Here is a 15,559-nt window from a genome sequence, read left to right on the forward strand (position 1 = left end):
TGCGACGTTGATAATTGATTTTCATTAAGAAAATCAATCGGAGGAGGCAGGAAGCCGGCTAATAAATTGAAGATCGGCTTTTACACCTATCGCAGCACGACTGGGTCGATGGGCGGAGCCACATTTGCCTAATATATCGAAAAAATGCAAGCTTAAGAGCTCAAGTCAGTATTGGCATGAGCTCTTCGATTATCTCAAAGAATTGAATACCAGCATTAGATTCACCGAGGGGCCATAGCTCATCTGGGAGCACGGCATGGTCGGTTACACAGCCCCAAGAATTGAATACCAGCAGTAAGTTTTGTACGGGGAATTAGCTCAGCTGGGAGAGCGCATCGCTGGCAGCGAAGGGGGTAGTCCCGCGCGGACGGAGCGAAGCGGACGAGCACGGCGTCTGATTCTAAAAGTTTTTACAACTAAAAGTTCTAAAAGTTTTTACAACTTTCCAGTTGCTCCGGATTCCTGTAAAATAGAGATTATGACAACGATCAACTTTAACGTTTTGCCTCCCCCTTCAGCTTTAAGCCGGGATGTCGAGTGCCTGCGAATCTCAACTCACTCAGGAACTCGGCCACTCGAGGTTAAAGTTTGTCCAAGCGGCTACCCCGGTATTGTCTTCCAACTTGCTTCAGATACAAAGGCAGCGATAGAAAGTATTGCAATACGCTCCGCTCAAACATCCAATATTCCTGTCTTGTTTCTGCATGGACAAGGTTCGGAACCGAGCATCATGCGTTTTAGAGGTACGCCTTATACGACGATCCAATTGGTTTTTAAGCCTCATGCGCTTTACAGCTTGTTTGGCTGGGACGCGGCTGGTCATAACCAAGGCCTATTGGCTCCGGATCAATTTGACGCGGTGGAACTCGAGAGGCAGCTTTTGTCAGCGAACTCGACTGACGAACGGGTATATTGGCTCAATCACTTTGTAATGACCCATCTAAAGCAGACGAATATGCGGGACGAGCTCATCGAGTTGATACTTGATTATATTCGCGAACATATCGCGAGTATTAAAGTACAAGATCTGCTAGCCGTATTCCATATTTCTGAGCGGCAATTTCAGAAACGCTTCGCCCGTGTCGTAGGTATGCCTCCGCATTTGTACATTAGAGTAAGACGCGTAAATGAAGCATTGCGTTTGATGCATTCTGGGCAGTACGAACGGTTGTCCGACGTCGCCTTCGCGCTGAATTACTACGATCAGTCCCATTTTATACGCGATATGAAATCGTTCTCCTGGGTAAGTCCGAAACATATTGCGATGAAAGTTAGTGATTTTCATAGTGACTTGGCAGGGTCCTCCTACTTATAGTATTGGACGGTTTTATCCAATTTTTTTATCACCGTTTCGGGTATGATCAAGTTATTCCATATGGAATAAACAAATCCATAACCGAGGAGTAAAAAGGCTATGAACAAAATTAAAATGTTGAACCGGATATCGATTGATGGTTACTTTGCCAGTTTGAACGAAGCGAGTTCAGGCATGGAATGGTTTATCCATGACCCGGAGGTTGACAAAGCGGCGCATGCGATCGGCGGTAAGATGAACACACTTATTTTGGGAGGTACGACTTACCGCTTATTTGAAAGATCCTGGGTGCCGATGCTCCATAATCCCGATGCGCCTAGTCATTTAAGAGAGATAGCTCAAGAGTTGACCGACATGACCAAAATCGTTTTCTCCAAAACTATCAATGGAACTGAGTGGGACAATACCCAAATTTATAATGACAAGCTGATCGAAGTCGTACAACAATTAAAAAGAGACGCTAGCTCTGACATTCTTGTGCTTGGCAGTGGCTCTATCGTACAGCAGCTTGCCAAGGAAGGTTTGATTGATGAGTATATCTTTATTGTCAGTCCTGTTGTGGCGGGTAAAGGAAAACCTTTGTTTGAGCACGTTAGGCAGTTTGCACTCACTCCAGTAGAGGCGAGGACGTTTGAATCTGGAAATATCGTCCTTCATTACCACTTCTATGGGATGGGGAATTAGCTCAGCTGGGAGAGCGCTTCGCTGGCAGCGAAGAGGTCAGGGCTCGAGCCCCCTATTCTCCACCAATACCTTAAGCATAAATGGCAGAGATCCCGTTTTTTTGTATTGAATTGATTTTGTTGCAGCACACCTGACATGTGGAGTCGATAATATTGATGGTTTGAAATGAATAGATGAGTTGTGACAGTATAGCTCAACTAAATTCATTAACCCAAGATAGGGTTTCTCAACAATCTGACCGCAACCTTAACAGGTTGCTATTTTTATTTATAAGCATGTTGAGCACGACACCGAACTTTCAGTTTCTCCAACGGGCGTATTTAATTAGCATCAGAATAGAAAAAAATCATTGATTTTTCAAATATATAGGTGCTATGTTTAACTTTGCCGTAATTTTGTCACAGTTATTCTAAAGTTTACTTCTCATTCATTGAATCAGCTAGAGGATAATTTTGATGTTAATATATGGAAGTTGAATGCTAATGTATAAGTAACTTTATCGAACAAGGACAGCAAAATTCAACACGGTTGTATATCTACCATTGCTATAGTATCATCTGCTTCCATTATGGATCATCTCGAAACATTATTTTCTACCATTAATAAAGGTTCCGTCATTACCGTTGACAAAGGTATACTAACACTAGCAAAGCTTGCATCCGTAAACAAGCAATTCAATGAGCGGATTTTCCCTTTTTTACTCAATCATCTAGAAACTTGTAGATCAAAAGAAATTCCCCAGCACTCGGAAAGTACTCTACTTGCTGTATCAAACGAGAATAAAGAAGATTTTATGAATGTGTTAAAAAAAAGAGAACAATATCTTACGGTTTCTCAGTTAAAAAGAGTCGAAAAAATTTTTAAAGCACTATAGAATTAACTAAACAGTTTGGAGGAGATATCGATGAAAGAATATAAAAAATGCCAAAGCTGTGCCATGCCGTTAAAGAAAGCGGAAGATCGCGGGGTTGAAAAAACTCTTGAGAAAAGTCTTATGTATTGTAAACATTGTTATCAAGAAGGTGAGTTCGCACAAAAAACATCACTGTAGATGAGATGAAACAAAGAGTAAGAGAAAAGTGCATTGAGATGGGTTCCAAAGTTTTAGGTGGCATGTATGTAAGAAACATTCACAAGCTAGAGAGATGGAAGTAAAGAGTTACTAGTTCACGGTCAAGCGGCTAGGGCAGTGTAGTTGACTACTGCGGGAGAGTGCATCGCCGGCAGCGATGAGGTCAGGGGTTCGATCCCGATAGTCTCCATCAAACTTAACCTTCAAACGGCAGAAATGCCGTTTTTGTTGTGCGTTCGGGGTTAATGAGCCTGTCAGATGACAAGAACATTGTCCGATTGAAGTCCGCGGTAATCGCGGGTTTATTTAGCTATCGGTTCAAGTTCTGTCAATTTGCGATTTCTTATGAAGTTAGTCCAGCCTTTATGACCCGTAAATTCATTGAATGTGCTCCAACGCCTTCTCTTGGCGACCCTGCCAAGATGGCATTCTATCGCGGTACAATTTTATTCAGTTTAAAGAACATTATCAAATTGCCGAGGAACAATCCAAGTTCGAAATGCAACTACTATGGCGCTGAGAGATAGAGGGAATGACTTCGGGTGACGCTCCGCTCGACCCCGCTACCTGGCCGTAGGCGAGTCGTAATGTCAGTGGGGATCGGGCGCAGACCTGCAACGATGGTACGAATTGGACCTAGATTTGGACGTCATGTGTTATGAAGTTAGTTTTGGTCGCGAGTAGAACGCGGTAGAGTCCCAATGCAGATCGCTCCGTTATGACCCTGGATAAGTGGGAGCCCAGCTGTTGCAATTCTTGGCGATAAGTGATCGAAGGATTACTCTGGTGCGGTGTTCGGAAAGTGACAAAGGAAATCACCTTGTTCGACATTTTTTTGGCTCTCCGTTCAGAATTCCTTGATTAAACCTCACATGAAGCGCTTTCTTTTCAGTTTCTTAAGTAGTTTCATCCGTTACTATTAGATAAAATGGATCGGTTGACGAGAATATGAAGGAGAGAGGATTAATGCTGCAATGGATAGTCGCTGAATCGGAGCAATCGAAAGAGGACGGGGTCCGATTTTTGTGCAGGTATGCTGAGGATCTTGGCGTCCCCTATAAGTGGAGTACAGTCATGGCGTCGCTAAATACCGCTATTTACGATCAGGGTTTCATGATTGCCTTGGACGGCGGCGGTCAGGTTCGTGGCGTTCTTGCGTACACGTTCTGGACAAAGGAAGATGGTTCAGAGGATCGGAGCCGAATCGAAGTGCACCTACTCTATCTCGAGGCCGGTTTCCGCAGAGGAGTAACACTCCTTGGAGCTGTGGATGCTTTGGTCGAGCGTGAAAAAGAACTGCACGAACCGATCGTTGAGATCGGATTTTATTGCACTCCGACCGACGCTCATAGAAGATTATTTTGCAAAACCGCAACGGAGAGCAAGACGGAGATGCATCCGTGCGGCATGCTGAGCTTTTACGTCACTACGCCCGACCGGTTGAGCCAATATGTTGAAAGAAATAGGTCGCAAGCTATGAAATAAATGGCCACGATGAGGGCATTTTTATAAAAAAACCGGCTTTGGCAGCCGGTTTCGGTCCCATCTACTCCCTTGGTGGTGGGGCTGGACGAGTAAGAGTAATATTTCCGTTTTGACATCCTGCATCTCCCATGTCTGTTCACCTCGCTTTCTGGCTACGGCAACGGTTCATCATTACTGTTTCACATTCCCGCTTGAACGGTCGTTATTTTGTACCGCCAATGGTGGATTGCATGCAGGTGCGCCCATATGTATTCACCCCCTCTATTAAATATATAGTAACTATACAATATAAAGTTGAAAACGCCAACAATAAATTTCAGAAAATACGAAATATTTAAAATATTCAAAATATGAGGTGGGAGCATGATCCGATTCGAAATATGCACGAGTACATGGCAATGGAGCAGATTTACAGATTTTTATATTGAGCGTCGAGCTTCGATCATCTCAAGTTATCCTGTGAGCCTTGTGCTTAGAGACGTAAAAAATTACATGCAGCAAGGAAGAGCCGCTATTATCGTTAATGAACGGGACAAGGTCGTCGGAATCGGAAGCTTTGTGCTTGGATTGGCGGAAGCCGGGTATGAGCATAAAGAAATCGCGGTGTTGGGCAACAGCTGCTTTTCGGAAGAGGTTCAGAATAACCGGACATTCATAAGGGGCTTGCAAGTGTTGGCCGAGCAAATTCTAGAAGCGAACCCCGATGTGCAAGAAGTAAGAATTCCGACTTCGGCGGATAACGTGTACACGAACCGTCTGTATCAAAAGCTGGCGACAAAGCATCATTCGTTCGAAACGGGATATGGAAAATTTCACGTCTATTCGACGCCGTTTCGCGAGTATGCCGAATTGTGCAATCGATATCGATAGGGGAGGGACGATATTCCCGTTCGATGTGGAACAGTTTTGCAAGCGGCCACGTCGGGTCTCTGACCGGCAGAGCAACAGTCGCGGCTATTTATGATCGCAGTAGACTCTACTAGGGTACGACGCGTACGGGAAGTTGTCTTGGCGATTTCTTCTTGCCTGTGAGAATATAATTAAACTATCTTCGTTTTTGGGGTGTGTAATACCCTTATTTGGGAGAGCGCTTCGCTGGCAGCAAAGAGGTCAGGGGATCAGTCCGTGCGGACGGAATGGATGAGTAAACTTCGAAGGAATTACTTCTAATGTTCTTGACAGACCATTTTATTGATATAGATTTTTTTCTTCTATGTCATGTATGTCTAATAATGCACTGTAAAACAAGTCTGGTTGATCAAGCATAATCCTATGCCCAGCATTTGGAATTGAAAATAATTGTTTATAAGGAGCATGAATTCGAATAAAGTATTTTTGGGCGATAATATAGGGTGCTTGCCAGTCATCCCCGCCTAAAATATAGTAAATTGGAACTTTATAATCTGTTGATTCAGCGTTTAAGTCAAAGCTTCCTAGAAATTCTTCCAGTACTTTTCTGTTTGCCTTAAGTGCTTTTAAAAATGCCGAAATATCTGAGAACTTAAAGATAGGGCTTTTAAATACTTTTAACCAAATTTTAAGATCATTTTTACCAGCTAAATTGTATGTACCTTGAAGTTTGCGTATTTTACTGCATTTTTTTAGAAATTGACGATCTATTATTAATTTATCACCAGGATAATCACCTATAGTTTTAAGCATCTCAAGAGATTTCTTATCATTAGCCTGTACGATTAATTCCTTCAATTTATCATAAGCGACACGTTCATTTTCATGCATGGAAATAACTTGTGTAACCCCAATATAATAAGCTACTTCTTCCGGATATTGCTTGATAAACGTACTCCCTAATACACTACCCCAGGAACGGCCAAGCAACACGATCTTTTGCTTATTATATTTATTCTTTAGATATTGAATAACTTCAAACAAATCCTTAAGCATCAAATCCATTGTCGGATATTTATCTTTATTTTTACTAAGTGTTTTTCCAGCACCGCGTTGGTCCCAATGAACGATTGTAAAAATTTCTTCCAATTTGTCTTGAAAGAGATGTGTGAATAGGGATTCGACGCTGCCAGGCCCGCCATGTAAATATAATAGAACTGGATTATCAGCCTTTGTACCTGTATGAAACAGATACTGATTGATACCATTAATGGGAACATATTCTTCCATATAAATCGAACGTTCGGATTTATTCTTCATCTTCCAATCCTCTATTCTTCGATTGATTTCTTCGTCTTTCAAACTCCTTTATCACTCTTGTTTGTGTCTCATGATAGTTTTCGTTCATTTCTAACACACTGTCTTGTTCAAAGCCATCTTGTTCTTTACCGTCAAATCGGTACAACTTCTTTAATAAGCTCCATAAGCTCTCGATTTCTTCCATAGTGAAATCTTTGAAAAGATTTTCTAAGAAAAATAGTCCTTTTTCAGCAGCTTCCAACAATACCTGTTTTCCAGATTCCGTAATTTTTACATTGATCGCACGTTTATCCTCTTGACTGGGTACAGTAATAACTAAACCTTTATTTTCAATAATGGTGATTAGTTGTTTCACGCTTTGCTTGCTGGTTCCTAACTTTTTCGCAATATTGTTGAGTGTTGTTTCATGCTCAGGCAGATGAGCAACTGCTGTCATGGCCATAAACTGTCTTGTCGTAACGTGCACAATGTATTTATCACCTTGAATCTGGAGCTTATTTGTCAGAGAAAAAAGTGTTGCAAAAGCTTGTTGCATTAAAAATATCTCTTTGTAAGTATCCATAAATCCAGTCTCCTATTAGACATTATACTGACTATTTTAACGAATAGTACTGATTTGTCAATATCATGTCTATTTATGGAATTACTATTTACAAAACGATAAGCTCTAAAGGCGATCAATCCTATTATGAAAAAACGAGGTTTTAAAAGCAAAAAGGCTATCTGGCATGATTGAAGTGCCCGGTAGCCTTAATTTTGCTAAAAATATATATACGTGCCAACGCTCGGAAACCCTAGGTACATTGGTGCAATCATGTGATACGGAATATGGTGGTAACCGTGTACCGGTCCGATAAAGTGCATTCCCGGAGGAAGGTTCCCATAGATCTTGACGCCTGTAATCCCTGGCGGCCATACCGTTCCGACATTACCGACGGCTTCGGGTTGCCGCCATTCATTCGCAAACATGTTATCCCCACCTTGCATCTTCGTATGTGGCCTGATGTCATGATATGAAGTTTTTGGCTATTCCGTGCCAGATTCAGCATTTCGCGTCTGTAATGGGAAAAGGTTAACAAGCAGGAATACAATAAAGTGAATAGGGGATCATTTCAAAGTGAAACCAAGCAGTCCGTATTTTTTTCCTAAATTCGGTAAAAAATTTTCAAAATTGGTCAATTTTGTTTCTTAAATGGGAGTATCTTTTTCATTAGAATTCAAAGTGAGGGCGTGTGGAATCGCACCTTATTACAACAAGAGCCTTTTCTATCCGCCGTCTCTTTTGAATGCAGCTGAAACGCTACCATTCTATGTGAAGGTTTAGAAAGGTTTTTTCTTTTTAAATCTTAAAGGTGTGATGTCACTCCTTTGTGGTAAGCGCTTTCAGACGATCTGCATGGACAGTATTACGATTTTACAATGAAAAGGAGGTGGTTATGGTTTTGGAAAATCCAAAATCAAGTTTAGGGATCTTATTCAGAAAAAGATTTACAAAGGAGAGAGAGTAAACGAACTGTAACTTGATCCAGTAGAGGAGGAATACGAAATTATGATCAAAAAAGTCCTATCGGCTGTCTCCGTTATGGCCATGGCAACGAGTTTATTGACCGCTTTTTCCGGTGCTGCCGCAGCGGCATCCATCAGTGACGCGAATACTACGATTTTTGGGCCGAACGTTTACGTCTTCGATCCGACGATGCCGGCCGCCGACATTGAGAGTGTGGCAACCAACATTTTTAACACACAGGAAACCAATCAATTCGGTACCCAGAGATACGCGATGCTCTTCAAGCCCGGAACCTACAATGTAAATATTCGGGAAGGCTTCTATACACATATTGGCGGGCTGGGACAGAATCCCGGAGACGTGAATATTACCGGCGGACTCAACGTCGACGCCAAATGGGCAAACGGCAACGCGACGCAGAACTTCTGGCGCTCGATTGAGAATCTGAAGGTTACGCCCTCGAGTGGCAAGATGCGGTGGGCCGTTTCGCAGGCGGCACCAATGAGGCGCTTGCAAGTCCAGGGCAATCTTGAGCTGTTCGACTTTGACTCGAACTTTAATGCCGGCTGGGCTAGCGGCGGCTATATGGCCGATTCCATCGTGAGCAGCAAAATCACTCCTGCCTCGCAGCAGCAATGGTTTAACCGGAATGACCAGTATGCAACTTGGGGAGGCTCCGTTTGGAACACAGTGATGGTTGGAGACACCACGCCACCAGCGGCTACTTTCCCAGATCCTCCTTACACAATCGTCGATAGCACGCCGGTCGTTCGCGAGAAACCTTATCTTTACATCAACGGTTCCGGGCAGTATAGCGTCTTTGTCCCGTCGCTCCGGACGAACGCCAAAGGCGTCAGCTGGGCAAGTGGATCGACACCGGGTACATCCATCTCCATCGACCAATTCTATATCGCCCGTCCTGAAACGGCCACAGCTGCTAGCATCAACTCGGCGCTGAGCCAAGGTAAGCACCTCCTGTTTGCGCCGGGCATTTTCCACTTGAACGATACAATTCGTATTACAAATGCCAACACCGTAGTATTGGGCATTGGCATGCCGACACTGATTCCCGATAACGGGAAAATTGCCATGTCGGTTTCCGATGTGGACGGAGTGAATATCTCGGGAATATTGTTCGATGCCGGTCCATCTAATTCGCCTTCGTTGCTGGAAGTCGGACCTACCGGCAGTTCGCTGAACCACTCCTCCAACCCGACCTCCCTGCAGGATCTTTTCTTCCGAGTGGGCGGCGCCGGAGCAGGCCTGGCAGACACCGACCTGAAGATCAACAGCAACAACGTCATCGGCGATCATTTCTGGATTTGGCGAGCCGACCACGGCACAGGAACCGGTTGGGCGGTTAACGTATCCAATTATGGACTTGTAGTCAACGGAAATGATGTCACTATCTACGGTCTGTTCGTCGAGCATCACAACAAGTATCAGACGCTGTGGAACGGCAACGGCGGAAGAACCTATTTCTATCAGTCCGAAATCCCTTACGACGTTCCTAACCAGTCTTCGTGGATGAGCAAGAATGGAACGGAAAACGGATATCCTTCCTATAAGGTGGCGGATACGGTAACCACGCATGAAGCCTGGGGGCTTGGCGTATATTCCTTCTTCAGGGACGCGGCCGTCAAGCTTGACAGTGCGATCGAAGTGCCCAACGTGACAGGTATTAAAGTTCACCATATGACGGACATCTGGCTCTCCGGAACGGCAGGCAGCGAAATCACTCACATCATCAACAACATTGGCGGACGCGTTTACGCCAATTCACCAAGTACCGCCATGAGACAGACCGTTGCCGAATTCCAGGGCAGCGGCACAGGTGATACCCAGCCGCCGAGCATTCCGGCAAACCTAACAGCGACGGCTGTTTCAAGCAGTCAGATCAACCTCAGTTGGACCGCCTCGACGGACAATGTGGGCGTAACGGGTTATGATATTTACCGAAACGGCACGCTGGTCGGAGGTTCCACATCGAATTCGTACAGCGATACAGGGCTGACTGCTTCGACGACATACAGCTATACCGTAAAAGCGAAGGATGCGGCTGGCAATGTTTCGGCAGCCAGTAACACAGCCAGCGCTATAACGCAGGCGGCAGGCGGAACGGTGCTCGACCGCACCGGCTGGACGGCGACTACTTCGCCGGTAAACAGTACCCCTGCCAACATGCTGGATGGCAACATGACCACCCGCTGGACGACCGGGACGAACATGGTGCCGGGTCAATATTTCATCGTCGACATGAATACGTCGAAAACCTTCAACAGGCTGACCATAGACTGCACTGGCAACAATAACGACTATGCCCGAGGATACCAGGTGTTTGTCTCCAGCGACGGCACCAACTGGGGGAGCGCGATCGCGAGCGGCACGGGCACAGCTCCGTTAATTACCGTCAACTTCGCGTCGAAGACCGCACGTTACATCAAAGTTGTGCAAACCGGAACGGCCACCAATTGGTGGTCCGTGAGAGAGTTTAACGTTTATAACTGATGAGGAGTTGAAAGGATGGGGGAGTTATAACAAGTTTCACTCCCCTTACTGCTTTCGAATGGATACGACCAACTTTATGAAAGTGAAGGTGTTCAACTATGAAGAAACGTTTTTCGTTTATACTCTTTCTGTTATTAATCTTGAGCCTGCTTCCCGTTTATTCCGCTTCATCCGCTCCTACTGACAACTGGCAGCTGGTCTGGTCTGACGAATTCAACGGAGCAAATGGTTCGGCCCCAGATTCCACGAAGTGGAGTCTAATCGACCAAGGCGGTGGATTCGGCAATAGCGAGCTTGAATACTATACCAGCCGAAGAGACAACTCGTACTTGGAAAACGGCTCGCTGGTTATCGCTGCCAAAAAGGAGAGTTATAGTGGACAATCGTACACTTCCGCAAAATTAATCTCAAAGAATAAAGGCGATTGGAAATACGGACGTTTCGAGATTCGTGCCAAGCTTCCTCAAGGAAGAGGAATGTGGCCCGCGATTTGGATGCTTTCTACGGATGGGGTTTACGGCGGCTGGCCTAAGAGTGGCGAGATCGATATTATGGAAAACCGCGGAGACCAAATGGAAAAAGTGTCTGGTACCATACACTATGGAAACGATTGGCCGAATAATTCGTATTCCGGAGCAAGTTACTTGCTGCCTAGCGGCCAATCCTTTGCGGATGCGTATCACACCTTTGCAGTTGAGTGGGAGGAAGGCGCGATCCGATGGTATGTGGACGATGTGCTCTATTCAACGAAAACAAGTTGGTTTACGCCTTCCGCACCCTATCCGGCGCCGTTCGATCAAAAATTCTATTTGATGCTCAACCTCGCGATTGGCGGACCGAACACGCCGTTTACAGGCAAAACAAGCCCAGACGACACCGTTTTGCCGCAAAAATTTTATATTGATTACGTACGTGCGTATACAAAATCGGCCAGCGGCACGGCACTCGACCGCACCGGCTGGACGGCAACGACCTCGCCAGTGAACAGTACCCCTGCCAACATGCTGGATGGCAACATGACCACCCGCTGGACAACAGGTACGGACATGGTGCCGGGGCAATATTTTATCGTCGACATGAACGGGTCTAAAACATTCAACAAGCTGACCATTGACTGTACCGGCAACAATAACGACTATGCCCGAGGTTACCAGGTGTTTGTCTCCAGCGACGGCATTAACTGGGGGAGTTCGATCGCGAGCGGCACGGGCACAGCTCCGTTAATTACCGTCAACTTCGCGTCAAAGACTGCCCGATACATCAAAATTGTGCAAACCGGTACGGGCACCAATTGGTGGTCCGTGAGAGAGTTTAACGTCTACAATTAAAGAGATCTAGAGGTCCCTCCATAAAAACCCTTCCTGACAAAATGGCCTTCGTTCAATGTAGTTCTGGACGAGGGCCATGTCCAGTTTGGGAAAATTTGTATTGACTTCATCTGCCGGCACTTCACCCAAAGCTTGAAGGCCTTGTTTCGGTTCGGATCTCTAGGTTTTGCCACTCAACCAACTTTATACAAAGGCCAAAAAATAAAACCAGCAGCACATGCTACTGGTCTTATTTCAATTATTACTAAAATTAATCTGCTGGAAGGTCAAGATCCTTACGTAGTTGTCCTACTGATTTTTCCTTTTTTAAGTATGACGCTTTGTGGTCTTGAAATTTTTCAAGTTTCTTTTTGTAGTTCTTCAGCCCGTTTTGCATATTGGGGATCGTTTTCTTTTACCGAACGATTCTTTAACTGGTCGCAACTGAGTTATATGGAGTTTAAAAATGTTGTTGACATGACACCAAATGGTGTCCTATAATCAAAGTGTCACTAAATGGTGTCCAATTAGCGGTTAATCATTTGGAAAATTTGGAACCTGAATAGTTTCACTTGAAACAATTATGAGGAGGGAACAAATGAGTACGATGATCGGTGCGGAAGCAACCGCGAAACTAGAAATCCAGCCTCGGGGAAAAGCTATCGCTTATTGGGTTACAACTGCGCTGCTAGCATTCTCTGTGGGGAGCGGAGGAATTGGGGAGCTAAGCCATCAATGGGGGACGCTCGGGACGGTGGAGATATTAGGGTATCCGGTGTACTTTCTGACCATTCTCGGGATATGGAAAGTGCTTGGTACGATAGCCATCCTTGTGCCGGGTATTCCTCGGCTTAAAGAATGGGCATACGCCGGCATTTTCTTTGGAATGACGGGCGCAGCTGCATCACATGCATTCGTGGGAGACTACGGGGCTTATGCGTACCATATTTTTAGCCCACTTATTTGTGCAATCCTCGCTCTCACCTCATGGGTGCTACGTCCGAAGAGCCGCATACTTTAAGGAGGTGGTGAAAATAACGGCTGTCCCTTGATAATAATATTTAGGAGAGGGTGTTGTGAACGAAAACAACCAGTTGCGAGATGTGTTTGACGCGATTGCAGATCCAACTAGGCGCCGACTGATTCGTCTGTTAGCAGAGGCAGAGGAGATACCGCTTCATGAATTAACGGCACAATTTCAAATGGGCCGTACAGCGGTATCCAAGCATTTGACAATCCTTAAAGAGGCCGGACTGGTACTTGACCGAAAAGTCGGCAGAGAAACGCGATTTAGACTAAACGCCTCTCCACTCAGAGAAATTCAAGATTGGGCGGCTTTCTACAGCAAGTTCTGGAGTACGAATATGTTGCGTTTGAACCAACTATTAGAGGAGGAAGAAGAATGAGTTTAACATTATCATTGGATTTTCAGTACACGACATCGATCGAAAAGCTTTGGTCCGCCTTAACCGATTCAACAAGCTTGCCAAGTGGGTCATGGAAAATGATTTTAAGCCCGTCGTAGGACACCGTTTTCAGTTTCGCACTCAGCCGACGGAATGGTGGAATGGCATTATTGACGGCGAAGTGCTTATCGTGGACCCACCAAATCGGTTGTCCTATACGATGGTCAGCGGAGATGAGCTAACGGCCACTTGGACGCTGCAGGATTTAGGCGATGGAAAGGTTAACCTTCATCTCGAACAAACCGGATTCTCAAATACTCAAGGACTCGAAGGCGCTAGGTATGGCGTAGGTAAATGGTGCAGCGAGCTTGAAAAGTTGTTGGAACAATAACCGCATCGGGTACTAAAATAACTCTTTCACCAATGCTAAATTAATGGGTACGATAATGAAATAGCCCAACATCTTAAAACAGATCACTTAATGGTATCTATTGCCCATCAAGTGATCTGTTTTGACACGTATGTCGGCTGTATCTGATTTCGGGGTTGGAAATACGACTGTATTCCATCTACTTTGCGGGTGCTAACAGCTTCGCTGGTACGACCCCTATTCAAAAAACGGCAATCAATTTGCTTGATTTCTTATGACCCAAGATATATAGAAATCCGCGGCGCACGGGAAATAACCTTAAAGATGTATTTTTGCGCGTTTGAGGGGATCATTGGAAGTTCAGTGGCAAGTAGATCAAGCGAGATGTCAAAACGAGTTCGGAGCGTTCCCTGAAAATGGTGGAGCGGTTTATAACCGATGGACCGTGCCACCTTTGCCATGGCGCTCGTCTTAGCCAAGAATTTATATTTTGAAAACACAATATGATGTTGAAGAAGAGGGGGGTTCCTTGATGACAAATAGTAGAATTGAACCTAAGGTTGATGGATTTATAAATAAATCCAAAAAGTGGAAGGAAGAATATGAGAAATTAAGAAATATCGTTCTTGATTGTGAGCTGACCGAAGAATTTAAGTGGATGCATCCTTGTTACACGTTTGAGAATAAAAACATCGTTTTAATACATGGATTTAAAGAATATTGTGCCCTTTTGTTTCACAAAGGCGCCTTGTTACAGGATGCACATGGGATTCTAATCCAACAAACGGAGAATGTACAGGCAGCGCGCCAGATTCGGTTCACCGATGTTCGAGAAATAGTTGAAATGGAAACCATCTTAAAAGCCTATATTTATGAAGCGATTGAAGTTGAAAAAGCGGGTTTGGAAGTGAATTTTAAAAAGAATACAGAATTCATAATTCCTGAAGAATTTCAAAATAAACTCGATAAAATCCCTGCCTTGAAAACTGCTTTTGAAGCATTGACGCCCGGACGACAAAGAGCATACATTCTTTATTTTTCGGAACCCAAACAATCCAAAACTCGAGAGTCAAGGGTTGAAAAATATATGCAGCAAATTCTCGGTGGAAAGGGATTAAATGATTAATGTGTGTATGCAAACCTAAGTAAGCTAAACCATAATCGAAGCAAGCGTAAAAAAGCTCGGAAACTCTACGACAGTTTATCGAAGAGAGTCGTCAAGCGACAATTGTCGTGTGACAAGAACATAGAAATATATCCTCCAAAATGGCGACCGTGGGGCATTACAAACCCTGCTTTGACGTCAAAAGCTTCAAATTTTTTAAAGGCTTCACGTGGCTTTTTCCTTGAATTGCTTGCTTAATAACATCTGCAGCTACGAGACTCCATTTAACACATCCTTTTCTGAAATGTCATCAGACCAAGCTGTAATCCAACCACCTTTTTCAACATTGCTTTTAAGGTCAAATTTATTTGTTTTATAGTCAGTAAAACCGCAGGTCGGCCACTTTGGCCATCAATCATTTTCTGAAGTATTAATATCAGATATGTTGGTTAGCGTTAATTGGATGTAGGTTTGGAATTAGGTACTATAAGTCATTGAACTAACGTTTAGAATCAGCTTCGCAGCAGTTCCTCACTAGCCTTGCAAAGAAGCTGACATCAGAGCATTAAGTTGCATAAGGGATATTTTTACAGTTTTCATTTATCGAAAAAGAGAAAAAACAGTAACAGCC

Annotated in this window: 15 protein-coding genes, 1 tRNA gene and 1 pseudogene; 14 read left to right on the forward strand and 3 right to left on the reverse strand. The window is 44.4% G+C overall.

Annotated elements, in window-relative coordinates; all coding sequences use genetic code 11:
* The first annotated feature begins 478 nt into the window (after positions 1-478).
* From FU659_RS17905 to FU659_RS17935, 7 genes are all read left to right on the forward strand, one after another.
* On the forward strand, positions 479-1,315 hold the full coding sequence (locus tag FU659_RS17905; protein WP_147948826.1) for a helix-turn-helix domain-containing protein: 837 nt from the start codon (positions 479-481) through the stop codon (positions 1,313-1,315).
* Positions 1,316-1,414: 99 nt separating this feature from the next.
* Entirely contained in the window at positions 1,415-1,999 is a 585-nt protein-coding gene (locus FU659_RS17910) for a dihydrofolate reductase family protein (protein ID WP_147948827.1), read from the forward strand.
* Positions 1,990-2,064: transfer RNA gene (locus FU659_RS17915), tRNA-Ala, on the forward strand. The genes FU659_RS17910 and FU659_RS17915 overlap by 10 nt, the downstream gene beginning before the upstream one ends.
* Before the next feature lie 503 nt (positions 2,065-2,567).
* Positions 2,568-2,873 (forward strand): hypothetical protein, encoded by a 306-nt coding sequence (locus FU659_RS17920; RefSeq protein WP_147948828.1) that lies wholly within the window; start codon positions 2,568-2,570, stop codon positions 2,871-2,873.
* 30 nt (positions 2,874-2,903) lie between these two features.
* A complete protein-coding gene (locus FU659_RS37310; RefSeq protein WP_261807888.1) occupies positions 2,904-3,050 on the forward strand; it encodes a zinc ribbon domain-containing protein in 147 nt (48 codons plus the stop codon).
* A gap of 987 nt (positions 3,051-4,037) precedes the next feature.
* Complete coding sequence (locus FU659_RS17930) at positions 4,038-4,556, forward strand: hypothetical protein (RefSeq protein ID WP_147948829.1); 519 nt, start codon at positions 4,038-4,040, stop codon at positions 4,554-4,556.
* A 363-nt stretch (positions 4,557-4,919) separates the two neighbouring features.
* Positions 4,920-5,426, forward strand: a complete 507-nt coding sequence (locus tag FU659_RS17935) for a hypothetical protein (protein WP_147948830.1) — start codon at positions 4,920-4,922, stop codon at positions 5,424-5,426.
* Positions 5,427-5,744: 318 nt separating this feature from the next.
* On the opposite strand, the gene FU659_RS17940 is transcribed toward FU659_RS17935, so the two are convergent.
* The 3 genes from FU659_RS17940 to FU659_RS17950 form a co-directional block, all read right to left on the reverse strand.
* Positions 5,745-6,725 carry an alpha/beta fold hydrolase gene (locus FU659_RS17940; protein ID WP_147948831.1) on the reverse strand — a complete coding sequence of 327 codons (981 nt, stop codon included), beginning with the start codon at positions 6,723-6,725 and terminating at the stop codon, positions 5,745-5,747.
* Positions 6,715-7,287 carry a MarR family winged helix-turn-helix transcriptional regulator gene (locus FU659_RS17945; protein ID WP_147948832.1) on the reverse strand — a complete coding sequence of 191 codons (573 nt, stop codon included), beginning with the start codon at positions 7,285-7,287 and terminating at the stop codon, positions 6,715-6,717. Before FU659_RS17945 ends, FU659_RS17940 begins: the two co-directional genes overlap by 11 nt.
* A gap of 197 nt (positions 7,288-7,484) precedes the next feature.
* Positions 7,485-7,694, reverse strand: coding sequence for a hypothetical protein (locus tag FU659_RS17950; protein WP_147948833.1), 210 nt, complete (start codon positions 7,692-7,694; stop codon positions 7,485-7,487).
* Between the two features lie 580 nt (positions 7,695-8,274).
* On the opposite strand from FU659_RS17950, the gene FU659_RS17955 reads away from it, so the two are divergent.
* The 7 genes and pseudogenes from FU659_RS17955 to FU659_RS17985 all read left to right on the forward strand — a co-directional run bounded on the left by FU659_RS17955 (position 8,275) and on the right by FU659_RS17985 (position 14,949).
* A complete protein-coding gene (locus tag FU659_RS17955) occupies positions 8,275-10,740 on the forward strand; it encodes a discoidin domain-containing protein (RefSeq protein ID WP_147948834.1) in 2,466 nt (821 codons plus the stop codon).
* Positions 10,741-10,838: 98 nt separating this feature from the next.
* Positions 10,839-12,068 carry a family 16 glycosylhydrolase gene (locus FU659_RS37315; protein WP_261807889.1) on the forward strand — a complete coding sequence of 410 codons (1,230 nt, stop codon included), beginning with the start codon at positions 10,839-10,841 and terminating at the stop codon, positions 12,066-12,068.
* A 132-nt stretch (positions 12,069-12,200) separates the two neighbouring features.
* Positions 12,201-12,548 (forward strand): hypothetical protein, encoded by a 348-nt coding sequence (locus FU659_RS17965; RefSeq protein ID WP_222708569.1) that lies wholly within the window; start codon positions 12,201-12,203, stop codon positions 12,546-12,548.
* Between the two features lie 97 nt (positions 12,549-12,645).
* Entirely contained in the window at positions 12,646-13,068 is a 423-nt protein-coding gene (locus FU659_RS17970; RefSeq protein WP_147948836.1) for a DoxX family protein, read from the forward strand.
* A 55-nt stretch (positions 13,069-13,123) separates the two neighbouring features.
* Positions 13,124-13,453 carry an ArsR/SmtB family transcription factor gene (locus FU659_RS17975; RefSeq protein WP_147948837.1) on the forward strand — a complete coding sequence of 110 codons (330 nt, stop codon included), beginning with the start codon at positions 13,124-13,126 and terminating at the stop codon, positions 13,451-13,453.
* Positions 13,450-13,844, forward strand: a pseudogene (locus FU659_RS17980) (SRPBCC family protein). Before FU659_RS17975 ends, FU659_RS17980 begins: the two are co-directional and overlap by 4 nt.
* A gap of 511 nt (positions 13,845-14,355) precedes the next feature.
* A complete protein-coding gene (locus tag FU659_RS17985; protein ID WP_147948838.1) occupies positions 14,356-14,949 on the forward strand; it encodes a YdeI/OmpD-associated family protein in 594 nt (197 codons plus the stop codon).
* Positions 14,950-15,559: the final 610 nt, after the last annotated feature.

The organism is Paenibacillus sp. N3.4 (assembly GCF_008017805.1).
Lineage (GTDB): Bacteria > Bacillota > Bacilli > Paenibacillales > NBRC-103111 > Paenibacillus_E.

What these genes read in the sequence shown, in the direction of transcription:
- FU659_RS17910 (WP_147948827.1), top strand. Translation starts at nt 1,415, where the DNA reads ATGAACAAAATTAAAATGTTGAACCGGATATCGATTGATGGTTACTTT.
- FU659_RS17985 (WP_147948838.1), top strand. Translation starts at nt 14,356, where the DNA reads ATGACAAATAGTAGAATTGAACCTAAGGTTGATGGATTTATAAATAAA.
- FU659_RS17920 (WP_147948828.1), top strand. Translation starts at nt 2,568, where the DNA reads ATGGATCATCTCGAAACATTATTTTCTACCATTAATAAAGGTTCCGTC.
- FU659_RS17945 (WP_147948832.1), bottom strand. Translation starts at nt 7,287, where the DNA reads ATGGATACTTACAAAGAGATATTTTTAATGCAACAAGCTTTTGCAACA.
- FU659_RS17955 (WP_147948834.1), top strand. Translation starts at nt 8,275, where the DNA reads ATGATCAAAAAAGTCCTATCGGCTGTCTCCGTTATGGCCATGGCAACG.
- FU659_RS17940 (WP_147948831.1), bottom strand. Translation starts at nt 6,725, where the DNA reads ATGAAGAATAAATCCGAACGTTCGATTTATATGGAAGAATATGTTCCC.
- FU659_RS17950 (WP_147948833.1), bottom strand. Translation starts at nt 7,694, where the DNA reads ATGTTTGCGAATGAATGGCGGCAACCCGAAGCCGTCGGTAATGTCGGA.
- FU659_RS17935 (WP_147948830.1), top strand. Translation starts at nt 4,920, where the DNA reads ATGATCCGATTCGAAATATGCACGAGTACATGGCAATGGAGCAGATTT.
- FU659_RS17930 (WP_147948829.1), top strand. Translation starts at nt 4,038, where the DNA reads ATGCTGCAATGGATAGTCGCTGAATCGGAGCAATCGAAAGAGGACGGG.
- FU659_RS37310 (WP_261807888.1), top strand. Translation starts at nt 2,904, where the DNA reads ATGAAAGAATATAAAAAATGCCAAAGCTGTGCCATGCCGTTAAAGAAA.
- FU659_RS17905 (WP_147948826.1), top strand. Translation starts at nt 479, where the DNA reads ATGACAACGATCAACTTTAACGTTTTGCCTCCCCCTTCAGCTTTAAGC.
- FU659_RS37315 (WP_261807889.1), top strand. Translation starts at nt 10,839, where the DNA reads ATGAAGAAACGTTTTTCGTTTATACTCTTTCTGTTATTAATCTTGAGC.
- FU659_RS17970 (WP_147948836.1), top strand. Translation starts at nt 12,646, where the DNA reads ATGAGTACGATGATCGGTGCGGAAGCAACCGCGAAACTAGAAATCCAG.